This is a genomic window from Streptomyces sp. CWNU-52B (assembly GCF_047444975.1).
Lineage (GTDB): Bacteria > Actinomycetota > Actinomycetes > Streptomycetales > Streptomycetaceae > Streptomyces.
Genome location: NZ_JBLFJV010000027.1, coordinates 151423 through 162570, shown reverse-complemented (window position 1 = coordinate 162570; position 11148 = coordinate 151423). Strand labels below are relative to the sequence as shown.

The following is an 11148-nucleotide window of genomic DNA, read 5'->3' as shown; positions in this document are numbered from 1 at the left end:
CCACGACGCGCCCGCGGTCAGCCGGCCGCGGTCACTCCACTCCGATCAGCAGCAGAGCCCCCTGGCGGCCACCCCGGTACACCACCGTGTCCACCGCCAGATAGGACTCCCGGACCCGCGCTTCCAGATGGTCCGCGATCGTGTCGGGCGCCTCGTCGCCCAGCACCAGCGTGACCATCTCACCACCCGCCGCGAGCATCCGGTTCAGCACCGCCTCCGCGGTCGCCGTCACATCGGAGCCGATCACCGCCACATCACCCTCGATGAGCCCCAGGATGTCTCCGGCCTGGCAGATGCCCGCCATGGTCCAGGACTGGCGTTCCGCGACCTCCACCTCCGCGTACCGCGTCGCGCCCGCCGCCGACGTCATCGCCACCACGTCCTCGTCGAAGCGCCTCTCCGGCTCGTGCACGGCCAGCGCCGCGATCCCCTGCACCGCCGACCGCGTCGGGATCAGCGCGACCCGCACACCCTCGGTCCTGGCCTGCTCGGCAGCCACCGCCGCGGTGTGCCGCAGCTCCGCGTCGTTCGGCAGCAGCACCACTTCGAGCGCGTGCGCCCGCCGTAGCGCCTCGACGAGTTCACCGCTCGCGGGCGGCTCCCCGGGCCGCGCGAGGACGGTCGTGGCCCCGGCCTCCGCGTAGAGCAGCGCGAGGCCCTCACCGGGGACGACGGCCACGACGGCCCGCTGCGCCCTCTCGGGGGCCGGCCGGACGGTCGAGCCCGTCGTGTGCGCGTCGGCCGGCCCGAAGTGCGTGATCCGGATCCGGTACGGCCGGCCGGCCTCGACTCCCGCCTCCACCGCGGCGCCCGCGTCGTCGACGTGCACGTGAACGTTCCACAGCCCGTCCCCGCCGACCACGACGAGCGAGTCCCCGAGCCCGTCGAGCCGGTCGCGCAGCCGTGCGACCGCCGCGTCGCCCGCCTCCAGGAGGTAGATCACCTCGAACGCGGGGCCGCTCTCCGCCAGGGCGGCGGCGCCCTCCGCGCACTCCCCCGCACCGGCCTCCACGCGCGCCTGGGCCACCACCGCCCGCACGGCTCCCACCGCGGGTGCCTCGCCCGTGAACGTCTCCACCAGCGCCGCCAGCACGGCCACCAGTCCCCGGCCGCCCGCGTCGACCACTCCGGCCCGCTCCAGGACCGCCAGTTGCCCGGGGGTCGCCGCGAGCGCCGCCAGCGCACCCTCGTACGCGGCCCGCGCCACCGCCGCGCAGTCCCCCTCGGTGCCCGAGGCGGCGTCGGCGGCGGCCGAGGCGACCGTGAGGACCGTCCCCTCGACCGGGTGCGCGACGGCCTGCCTGGCGGCGTCGGCCGCGTGCCGGAGTGCCAGCCGCAGGTCCTCCCCACCGCCGGCGGGAGTGCCCGGGGTGCCGCCGGGGACGCCGTCGGGGGCGAGCGCCTGGGCCATGCCCCTCAGGAGCTGCGCGAGGATCGTCCCGGAGTTGCCCCGGGCCCCGATGAGCGCGCCGTGCGCCATGGCCCGTACCGCGTCGGCGAGCGTGGGCCGCTCGGCCGGCTGCGGCCCGGAGACGGCGGCGTGCGCCGCGAAGACCGCCTCGACCGCCGCGGCGGCCGACTCGACGGTCAGATAGAGGTTGGTACCGGTGTCCCCGTCCGCGACGGGATAGACATTGATCGCGTCGATCTCCTCGCGCGCCCGGCCGAGGGCCTCCAGTGCGAGTCCGCACCAGGCGCGTACCGCGGATGCGTCCCATGTCTGCGGCACCTGCGCCACCTGCGCCCTCCTCGAGCAGCCGTATGTCTGAGCAGCCTCATGTGTCTGAGCAGCCGAACGTCCGACGCAGCGTAGCCCCAGGCCGGGTGACCCCCGCGCGGTCTTCACCGGTCCCCGGCCGGTCCTCCTCCGGCGGCGGCCGGGGAGCGCGGAGGGAGAGGGCCGGGAAGGACCTCGCGCCGGACATGGTAGTTTCGTTGTACGGACGCAGTCGTTGTATGCTGCTCCGGTTGCCCGATCACATCGGGTCTTTCCCCTGGCACCGCCACTCAGATCCTAGATCTTGATCCCGGCATGCCGGGATCAACCGTAAGAGCATCTGAAGTCTTTGGAGTGACCCGTGGCTGCCAACTGCGACGTCTGTGGCAAGGGGCCGAGCTTCGGCAACAGCATCTCGCACTCTCACCGCCGTACGTCCCGTCGCTGGAACCCGAACATCCAGCGCGTCCGTACCGTGGTCGGCGGGACGCCGAAGCGCCTGAACGCTTGCACCTCGTGCATCAAGGCCGGCAAGGTCTCGCGCTGACGCTCTGCTAGCGCGCGGCCACTGCTGGTTCGCTGCTCAAAGCCGGTCCACTTGTCGTGGACCGGCTTTTTGCTGTGCCCGGACGCGGGAGGAACCCGCGCGCGGGGCTGCGCGCGCCCACGCACGGCTACGCGCGCCCGTCCTCCGCCCCCGGACCGCGACCTCGATCGGGGCGCCCCTCCCCGAACCGCCATCCGTGATCCACCGGCCCGATCCCGGCGCCGAGCGCGAACCCGGCCGCGATGGCCCCGGTGACGTACTCCTTCGCCGCCACGACCGCGTCCGGCACCGTCCGCCCCTTCGCCAGCTCCGAGGCGATCGCGCTCGCGAGCGTGCATCCCGTGCCGTGGGTGTGCCGGTTGTCGAACCGGGGCGCGCGCAGCCAGAGTTCGTCGGAGCCGTCGGTGAGGAAGTCCACGGCCTCCACGGCGTCGTCCCCGCTCAGATGGCCGCCCTTGATCAGCGCCCACGTCGGCCCGTACGACAGCACCGCCGCCGCCGCGCGCCGCATCCCGTCCGCCGACTCGACCCGTACGCCCGTCAGCTGGGCCACCTCGTCGAGGTTCGGCGTCGCCACCGTGGCCACGGGCAGCAGCCGCGTCCGTACGGAGTCCAGTGCGGACGAGGCGAGCAGCGGATCGCCGTGCTTGGAGACACCGACCGGGTCGACGACGGCGGGTGCGTCGGTCCCCGCGATCAACTCGGCCACGGCCTCGACGAGTTCGGCGGAGGAGAGCATGCCGGTCTTGACCGCCTGGACACCGATGTCGTCGACCACGCTGCGGTACTGGGCGCGCACCGCCTCCACCGGCAGTTCCCAGGCGCCTTGCACGCCGAGGGAGTTCTGCGCGGTGACGGCGGTGAGCACGCTCATGCCGTGCACGCCGAGCGCGAGCATGGTCTTCAGGTCGGCCTGGATCCCGGCCCCGCCACCGGAGTCGGAGCCCGCGACCGTCAGCACCAGGGGCGGGGCGCTGGTCACCCGGGGCGGCACGCTCATGACTCGATGTCCCCGAAGTGGTCCCAGCCGCCCTTGCTCGTCCAGGGCGCCCCGTCGACGGTGACCTGGGGCAGCGCCGAGGGGTGGAGGACCTCGCCGATCACCTTCCAGCGGGCGGGCAGTTTCACGTCCGCGGGGAAGGTGGCGACGATCGCGTGGTCCTCTCCGCCGGTGAGCACCCACTGGATCGGGTCGACCCCGACGGCCTGCCCGATGTCGTTCATCTGCGTGGGGATGTCCACCGCGCCGGAGCGGATGTCTATGCGCACCTTGCTGGCCTCGGCGATGTGCCCGAGGTCGGCGATGAGCCCGTCGCTGACGTCCGTCATGGAGGTCGCGCCGAGCCCGGCGGCCGCGGGGCCCGCGTGGTACGGCGGCTCCGGGCGGCGATGGGCCTCGACGAAGGCGCGCGGCGAGCGGAAACCGCGGGAGAGCACGGCGTGCCCGGCCGCGGACCAGCCGAGCCAGCCCGTCACCGCGACCACGTCGCCGGGCTGGGCGCCGGCCCGGGTCACCGGCTCGTGGTTGCGCAGATCGCCGAGGGCGGTGATCGCCACGGTGATGGTGTCGCCGCGTACGACGTCTCCGCCGACCACGGCCGCACCCGCGACCTGGCACTCGTCACGCAGGCCGTCCATCAGCTCGGAGGGCCAGGTGGCGGGCAGTTCGGCCGGGACGACCAGGCCGAGCAGCAGTGCGGTGGGCACGGCTCCCATGGCGGCGATGTCCGCGAGGTTCTGTGCGGCCGCCTTGCGCCCGACGTCGTACGCCGTGGACCAGTCACGCCGGAAGTGCCGCCCCTCCAGGAGGATGTCGGTGCTCGCCACGACCCTGCGGTCGGGGGCGGCCACCACGGCCGCGTCGTCGCCCGGCCCGACGCGTACCGCCGGGGTGGTGGTGAGCCGGGAGGTGAGCTCTTTGATCAGCCCGAACTCCCCCAACTCGCCCACGGTTCCCTTCACCGAGTCTCACCTGTTCCCTTCGTGCTGTGGTTGATCCGGTGGCCGACCCTGCGGCCACCGTCGTGTGCGCGTCCGTCCGGTCCGTGTGTGCGTCCGTCCGGTCGCGGAGGGCCTGTGGCCTCGGTACGGTCGAAGAGACCGTCAACCTGTGAGGTCCGTGCACCCTGGCGCGCAAGCCCCGCCCCCGCGGGTCTCCCCGTGGCGTGCGGCGACGCGATACCGTGGCGTTCCTTTTCCCCACATGATCCTCGTGGCCGCCCTGGAGGTTCCGTGGTACAGGCGTACATCCTGATCCAGACGGAGGTCGGCAAAGCGTCGACCGTCGCCGAGACCATCAGCAAGATTTCGGGGGTGATACAGGCCGAGGACGTCACCGGGCCGTACGACGTGATCGTGCGGGCCCAAGCCGACACCGTGGACGAGCTCGGCCGCATGGTGGTCGCGAAAGTCCAGCAAGTGGACGGCATCACTCGTACTCTGACCTGCCCGGTCGTGCACCTGTAGCCCCCGTCTACGCTGGGCCGGTGGACTTCTTCCGTCACCGGCTTCCTTCTTCGGTCGGGCTGCCCGCCCTCGTCCTGCTGATCGCTGCCACTGGCTGCTCCTCAGCAGACGACAACATCCCGGCCTCGGTTCCCAGTCCGGGCACGAAGGCCACCAAGCTGTGCCAGAACCTGGACAAGTCGTTGCCACGGAAGGTGGACGGCCTCGATCGGAAGGATCCCGAGCCCCGGTCGGTACTGACCGCGGGCTGGGGAAGCCCGGCGATCATACTGCGCTGCGGGGTGTCGCGGCCCGCGAAGATGGTCGACCCGGACGTGGCCGACGGCAGGGACCCCGACGCGGTCGGCGGCGGGGTGAACGGGGTCGGGTGGCTGATGGAGAAGCGGGACGACGGGTCGTCCCGCTTCACCTCCGCGCAGCGGGTGGTGTATGTCGAGGTGACGGTGCCCTCCGGGCGGGACACGGCTTCTGTGCTTGTCGATCTGGCCGGGGCCATCAAGGAGGCGGTCCCTGAGGGGATCGCGGACTGAAGGTGTGGGGCGGGTCGGCGGGTGCGGGTGCGTTCTCGGGTGCGGGTCCGTTGTGGCTGGTCGCGCAGTTCCCCGCGCCCCTCAAAAGATTGCGCAGTTCCCCGCGCCCCCAAAAAGCACAGGACCCCAGCGTTGGCCGCGCCTCCAAAAGCGCACGACCCCGCCGTTGGCCGCGTCCCCCGAAGGCAGAAGATTGCGCCGTTCCCCGCGCCCCCGGCTGCCGCCCCGCCGGTCGCGTGGGTCAGCGCAAGCCTGTTTTTCTGCGTAGGGCCGCCTGGAGCAGGGTGTCCACCAGTTGCGGGTAGGGGACTCCCGTCGCCTCCCACATCTTCGGGTACATGGAGATGGGTGTGAAGCCGGGCATCGTGTTGATCTCGTTGATCACGAACTCGCCGTCCTCGGTGAGGAAGAAGTCCGCCCGGACCAGCCCCTCGCAGGACGCCGCGTCGAAGGCCTCGACCGCGAGGCGCCGCACCTCGGCGGTCTGCTCGGGGGTCAGCGGGGCGGGCACGAGGCCGGGCGTCGAGTCGATGTACTTCGCCTCGAAGTCGTAGTACGTGTGCGACTGCACCGGCGGGATCTCGGCCGGCACCGAGGCCCGGGGCCCGTCCTCGAACTCCAGGACCCCGCACTCGATCTCGCGGCCCCGCAGCAACGCCTCCACCAGGAACTTCGGGTCGTGGCGGCGCGCCTCCTCGATCGCCTCGTCGAGACCGGACAGGTCCTCGACCTTGGTGATGCCGATGGAGGACCCCGCACGCGCGGGCTTCACGAAGAGCGGCCAGCCGTGCTCCCCCGCGAAGTCGATGATCTTCTTGCGGGCCGTCGGCTCGTCCTGCTCCCACTCGCGGGGCCGGACCACCACGTACGGGCCGACCCGCAGCCCGAAGGAGGTGAACACCCGCTTCATGTACTCCTTGTCCTGGCCGACGGCCGAGGCGAGCACACCGGAACCGACGTACGGCACACCGGACAGCTCCAGCAGGCCCTGCAGGGTGCCGTCCTCCCCGTACGGGCCGTGCAGCACCGGGAAGACGACGTCGACCTCGCCGAGCGCCTTGGGAACCGAGCCCGGCTCGCTGTAGACCACCTCGCGGTTGGCGGGGTCGACGGGCAGGATCACGCCGCCCTCGCTCGACTCGGCGAGTTCCTCGACGTCGGGCGTACGGCGCTCGGTGATCGTCATCCGGTCCGGCGCGTCCGCGGTGAGCACCCAACGGCCTTCCCGGGTGATGCCGATCGGCAGGACGTCGTACGTGGTCCGGTCGATGGCCCGCAGCACGGCACCGGCGGTGACCATGGAGATCCCGTGTTCGGAACTGCGGCCGCCGAAGACGACAGCCACGCGCGGCTTGCGCGGCGGCTGCTCAGGGCTCTGCTCAGGGCTCTGGGGAAGGTTCTCAGTGCTCATATCGCGTTGAGCGTACCCGTTGGTACTGCGCTGAGTCAGCGTCCATGGGGGCTGGTCGCTGTGCGTCGCCCGGACGGTTGCCGAGTGTCGCGGGGACGGCCCTCAGCGTCGTTCGGGTTTGGCGCTGCGCCCCATCAGTTCCTTGACCGCGACGACCGTCGGCTTGCCCTCGTGGACGATGCCGACGACGGTCTCCGTGATGGGCATGTCGACCCCGTGCCGGCGCGCCAAGTCCATCACGGACTCACAGGACTTGACGCCTTCGGCGGTCTGCCTGGTGACCGCGATGGTCTCCTGGAGGGTCATGCCCTTGCCGAGGTTGGTGCCGAAGGTGTGGTTGCGCGAGAGCGGTGAGGAACAGGTCGCCACGAGGTCGCCCAGGCCCGCGAGCCCGGAGAACGTCAGCGGGTCGGCGCCCATCGCGAGCCCGAGCCGGGTCGTCTCCGCCAACCCTCGTGTGATGAGGGACCCCTTGGCGTTGTCGCCCAGTCCCATGCCGTCCGCGATACCGACGGCGAGGCCGATGACGTTCTTGACGGCGCCGCCGAGTTCACAGCCCACCACGTCGGTGTTGGTGTACGGGCGGAAGTACGGCGTGTGGCAGGCGGCCTGGAGGCGCTGGGCCACCCCTTCGTCGCTGCACGCGACCACGGCGGCGGCCGGCATCCGGGCGGCGATCTCACGGGCCAGGTTGGGCCCGGTGACCACGGCGATCCGGTCGGCGCCGATCTTCGCGACGTCCTCGATCACCTCGCTCATCCGCATCGCGGAGCCGAGTTCGACGCCCTTCATGAGGGACACGAGCACCGTGCCGGGCGCGAGCAGCGGCGCCCACTCCGCCAGGTTCCCGCGCAGTGTCTGCGAGGGGACGGCGAGCACCGTGAAGTCGGCGTCGTGGGCGGCCTCGGCGGCGTCCGTGGTGGCCCGCAGGTTCCGCGGGAGTTCGATGCCCGGCAGGTAGTCGGGGTTCGTCCGGGTGGAGTTGACCGTCTCGGCGAGCCCGGCCCGCCGTCCCCACAGCGTCACGTCGCAGCCGGCGTCGGCGAGCACCACGCCGAAGGCCGTGCCCCACGATCCGGTCCCGAAGACGGTCGCCTTGACGGGCCTGCCGGATGTCGTCACTTGCCGTGCCCCTTTTCGTGCTCTGCCTCGGTCAGGTGCTGCGCCGGCTCCGCCTGCGCCGCCTCTGTCGTACCCGCTGTCCCGGCCGAGTCTGTCGCATCCGCCGCGTCCGCCGCATCCGCCGTCTGCGCGGTCCGTTCCCGCTCGTCCCCCTGCTCGTCCCGCGCGGCCTGCTCGTCCTGGGCTTCCTGTTCCCGCGTCCGGCGCCGCTGCTCCCTGCGCACCTGGCGCGGGTCGTAGCGCGTGGCGGGCGCCTTCTCACCGCGGATCGTCTCCAGCTGCGCGGTGATCGCGGCCATGATGACCTCCGTCGCCTCGTTCAGGAGGTCGGGGGTCATCTCCTTGTCGTAGAAGCGCGAGAGGTCCACGGGCGGGCCCGCGAGCACGTGGTGCGTCTTGCGCGGGAAGAGGTCGGGCTTCTTGGCGTACGGAGCCAGCAGGTGGTTGGCGCCCCACTGGGCCACCGGGATCACCGGGCACCTGGTCTCCAGGGCGACCCGCGCCGCACCCGTCTTGCCGGTCATCGGCCACAGGCCGGGATCACGGGTGAGGGTGGCCTCGGGATAGAAGGCGACGCACTCCCCGCGCCGTACGGCGTCGATCGCGGCCCGGTAGGCGCTGAGCGCGTCGGAACTCTCGCGGTACACCGGGATCTGCCCGGTCCCCCGCATGGCCGCCCCCACGAAACCCGTCTTGAAAAGCCCGCTCTTGGCGAGGAAACGCGGAACCCGCCCGGTGTTGTACTGGAAGTGTCCGTACGCGAACGGGTCCACGTGTGAATTGTGGTTCACCGCGGTGATAAATCCGCCATCGGCAGGAATGTGCTCCATTCCACGCCAGTCCCGCTTGATCAGAACCACCAGTGGCGGTTTGCACAGGACCGCTGCGAAGCGGTACCAGAAGCTGATTCTGCGGCGGGACACGCGAACACCTTCCTCTTGGGCCTGGGGGCCGCACAAGTGTCGCCCCGGGCCGCCGGTCTGTCGAGAACACCGTACGCCCCGGCTTCGGACCCGTTCCGGTGCCCGGGTGACAATAGACGCGACAAGGGAGGGGCAGAACGCTCGTGCAGTGGACCTTGGTCGTACCCCTGAAAGCCCTGGCGCGGGCGAAGAGCAGGCTCTCGGACACCGCGGCCGACGGCCTGCGCCCGGGGCTCGCTCTCGCCTTCGCGCAGGACACGGTGGCGGCGGCGCTGGCCTGCCCAGGCGTCGCGAATGTGGCAGTGGTCACGGGGGACGCGCTGGCCGGGCGCGAGCTGGCCGCCCTGGGCGCCCGCATCGTCCCGGACGAGCCCGGGGGCGGCCTGAACGCCGCCCTGCGGCACGCGGCGGCGACCGTACGCGCCCGAAACCCGCACGCCCCACTGGCCGCCCTGAACGCGGATCTGCCCGCGCTGCGCCCGCTGGAATTGGGCCGGGTCCTCACCGCGGCCGCCGAATTCCCTCGCGCTTTCCTCACGGATGCCGCCGGAATCGGCACCACTCTCCTGGCCGCGGCTCCGGGCCACGAATTGCTTCCCGCTTTCGGAACGGATTCCCGGGCCCGCCACCGCGCCTCGGGCGCCGCGGAACTCCTGCTGACCGGGGTGGATTCCGTACGCCAGGACGTGGACACCGGCGCGGACCTGCGGGCGGCATTGACGCTGGGAGTGGGACCCCGCACGGAGTCGGCCGTCGAGCGCCTCAAAGCCGCCTGAGCCTCTCCGGTTTCCCCAGCCGTTCCGGCCGCCTCTCCAGCCTCTCCGGGGCCCCGTCTTCTCCGGCTTCTCCGGGCTCCTCGGGCTCTCCGCCGACGCACCGCATACGCTTCCCCCATGCAGGCGACCGCGTACACATACGACCCCGACACCCGCACCGGCCAGGTGCTGCTCGACGACGGCACCCCGGTGCCCTTCGACGCCCCGGCGTTCGACAAGGGCGGCCTCCGGTTGCTCCGTCCGGGGCAGCGCGTACGGATCGAGGTCGAAGGCGGGGCCGAGGGCGAGGGCGGTGGCGAGGGCGGGCAGAGCGAGCGCCGCATCACCCTGGTGACCCTGCAGACCTTCTGAGCAGACCTTCCGCAGCCGGGTTCCGCTTCCGGGAACGCCGCGGGCCGGGCTCCCCCGTGGGAGCCCGGCCCGGCGCGTGTATGCCCTGCGCCCCTGTCTACCTGCGGGCGGTGGCCTTCTTGGCGGTGGTCGTGCGGGCCGCCGACTTCTTGGCCGGGGCCTTCTTGGCCGTGGCCTTCTTCGCGGGGGCCTTCTTCGCCGCCGCCTTCTTGGCGGTGGTCTTCTTGGCCGTGGTCTTCTTGGCGGCCGCGGAGGTCTTCTTCGCGGTCGTCTTCTTGGCCGTGGCCGTGGTCTTCTTCGCCGCCGCCGAGGTCTTCTTGGCGGTCGTCTTGCGCGCCGGGGCCGTGGTCTTCTTCGCGGCGGCCGACGCCCTCTTGGCGGTGGTGGCCTTCTTGGCCGCAGCTTTCTTGACCGTGGCGGAGGCGCCACCGCTCAGGCTGCCCTTGGGGGCCTTCTTGACCGCGACATCGTTCTTCGGGAGCTTCTTGGAACCGCTCACCAGGTCCTTGAAACCCTGGCCCGCGCGGAACCGCGGCACGGAGGTCTTCTTGACCCGAACGCGCTCTCCGGTCTGCGGGTTGCGGGCGTAGCGGGCCGGACGCTCCACCTTTTCGAAGGAACCGAAGCCGGTGACCGAGACCCGGTCCCCGCCGACAACTGCACGCACGATGGCGTCCAGTACGGCGTCGACCGCGTCTGCGGCCTGCTGACGCCCGCCGACCTTGTCGGCAATCGTTTCTACGAGCTGCGCCTTGTTCACGTCTTCCCCTTCGGAGACATTGCCAGAACGAAAGTGTTCAAGCTTTTTCGCACGTTAGGCAGATATATACCGCAAATCAAACACGAAACGGGCTAATCACCCTTGTGCCGCAACGAACTGGGGCTGTCGCCAAGTTCCTCAGCGTTCCTCTTCGGGGATTCGGCCCTCGTCGAGGTCCGTCGTGAACCGCTCCAGACGCCTTGTCGCATCGGCGAGATCATGTTTGGCCACGGCCGTAATGACCAGCAGCTTCCGGGTCAGCGCCATTCGTACGCCCTCCGGGACTTGCAGTGCGCGCACCGTTGTGTGCGCTTCCTTGAGTTGGGACGCGACCGCCGCATAGAGCTCGAGTTGGCCGTCGTGTTCCATGCACAGATTGTGCCATCTGGGGCGAGTTGTCGCCTGCGCAGGGGGTAACTACCGCCCCCCGAGGACCTCCCGCGCACCTCCCCACAAGACTCTGCCAGTGCTCGGCTACCCCACCAAGGCCCCTTGAAACAAGGGTAGTTGCAGCCAATCACAACGGCCTGAACACCCCTTCCGAG

The 11148-nt window shown here is 71.2% G+C and carries 13 protein-coding genes; 5 read left to right on the top strand and 8 right to left on the bottom strand.

Annotated features, from left to right (window positions below; genetic code table 11):
- Positions 1–31 precede the first annotated feature (31 nt).
- On the bottom strand, positions 32–1738 hold the full coding sequence (locus ACLVWQ_RS25320) for a DAK2 domain-containing protein (protein WP_414111456.1): 1707 nt from the start codon (positions 1736–1738) through the stop codon (positions 32–34).
- A gap of 340 nt (positions 1739–2078) precedes the next feature.
- Between ACLVWQ_RS25320 and rpmB the strand changes: the two genes are divergently transcribed.
- Entirely contained in the window at positions 2079–2264 is a 186-nt protein-coding gene (gene rpmB, locus ACLVWQ_RS25315; protein WP_055517842.1) for a 50S ribosomal protein L28, read from the top strand.
- A 127-nt stretch (positions 2265–2391) separates the two neighbouring features.
- Here rpmB and thiD read toward each other — a convergent pair whose 3' ends face one another.
- Together thiD and ACLVWQ_RS25305 are read right to left on the bottom strand one after the other, a co-directional pair.
- Positions 2392–3264, bottom strand: a complete 873-nt coding sequence (gene thiD, locus ACLVWQ_RS25310; protein WP_414111455.1) for a bifunctional hydroxymethylpyrimidine kinase/phosphomethylpyrimidine kinase — start codon at positions 3262–3264, stop codon at positions 2392–2394.
- Positions 3261–4226, bottom strand: coding sequence for a thiamine-phosphate kinase (locus ACLVWQ_RS25305; RefSeq protein ID WP_414111454.1), 966 nt, complete (start codon positions 4224–4226; stop codon positions 3261–3263). The genes thiD and ACLVWQ_RS25305 overlap by 4 nt, the downstream gene beginning before the upstream one ends.
- 270 nt (positions 4227–4496) lie before the next feature.
- Between ACLVWQ_RS25305 and ACLVWQ_RS25300 the strand changes: the two genes are divergently transcribed.
- Together ACLVWQ_RS25300 and ACLVWQ_RS25295 are read left to right on the top strand one after the other, a co-directional pair.
- On the top strand, positions 4497–4730 hold the full coding sequence (locus tag ACLVWQ_RS25300; RefSeq protein ID WP_081219627.1) for an Lrp/AsnC ligand binding domain-containing protein: 234 nt from the start codon (positions 4497–4499) through the stop codon (positions 4728–4730).
- Between the two features lie 20 nt (positions 4731–4750).
- Positions 4751–5260, top strand: a complete 510-nt coding sequence (locus ACLVWQ_RS25295) for a DUF3515 domain-containing protein (RefSeq protein WP_414111453.1) — start codon at positions 4751–4753, stop codon at positions 5258–5260.
- Between the two features lie 241 nt (positions 5261–5501).
- Here the strand turns inward: ACLVWQ_RS25295 and ACLVWQ_RS25290 are convergent, their stop codons facing one another.
- The 3 genes from ACLVWQ_RS25290 to ACLVWQ_RS25280 all read right to left on the bottom strand — a co-directional run bounded on the left by ACLVWQ_RS25290 (position 5502) and on the right by ACLVWQ_RS25280 (position 8716).
- Positions 5502–6671, bottom strand: a complete 1170-nt coding sequence (locus ACLVWQ_RS25290; protein ID WP_414111452.1) for a D-alanine--D-alanine ligase family protein — start codon at positions 6669–6671, stop codon at positions 5502–5504.
- A gap of 102 nt (positions 6672–6773) precedes the next feature.
- Positions 6774–7793, bottom strand: coding sequence for an NAD(P)H-dependent glycerol-3-phosphate dehydrogenase (locus ACLVWQ_RS25285; protein ID WP_414111451.1), 1020 nt, complete (start codon positions 7791–7793; stop codon positions 6774–6776).
- The gene (locus ACLVWQ_RS25280; RefSeq protein WP_414111450.1) at positions 7790–8716 is read right to left on the bottom strand and encodes a lysophospholipid acyltransferase family protein; all 927 of its coding nucleotides are present in this window, start codon (positions 8714–8716) and stop codon (positions 7790–7792) included. Before ACLVWQ_RS25280 ends, ACLVWQ_RS25285 begins: the two co-directional genes overlap by 4 nt.
- A 143-nt stretch (positions 8717–8859) precedes the next feature.
- On the opposite strand from ACLVWQ_RS25280, the gene cofC reads away from it, so the two are divergent.
- Complete coding sequence (gene cofC, locus ACLVWQ_RS25275) at positions 8860–9492, top strand: 2-phospho-L-lactate guanylyltransferase (protein ID WP_414111449.1); 633 nt, start codon at positions 8860–8862, stop codon at positions 9490–9492.
- A 117-nt stretch (positions 9493–9609) separates the two neighbouring features.
- Positions 9610–9843, top strand: a complete 234-nt coding sequence (locus tag ACLVWQ_RS25270; RefSeq protein ID WP_414111448.1) for a hypothetical protein — start codon at positions 9610–9612, stop codon at positions 9841–9843.
- A gap of 97 nt (positions 9844–9940) precedes the next feature.
- Here the strand turns inward: ACLVWQ_RS25270 and ACLVWQ_RS25265 are convergent, their stop codons facing one another.
- Positions 9941–10603, bottom strand: coding sequence for an HU family DNA-binding protein (locus ACLVWQ_RS25265; RefSeq protein ID WP_414111447.1), 663 nt, complete (start codon positions 10601–10603; stop codon positions 9941–9943).
- A gap of 138 nt (positions 10604–10741) precedes the next feature.
- A complete protein-coding gene (locus tag ACLVWQ_RS25260) occupies positions 10742–10972 on the bottom strand; it encodes a hypothetical protein (RefSeq protein ID WP_361071041.1) in 231 nt (76 codons plus the stop codon).
- Positions 10973–11148: the final 176 nt, after the last annotated feature.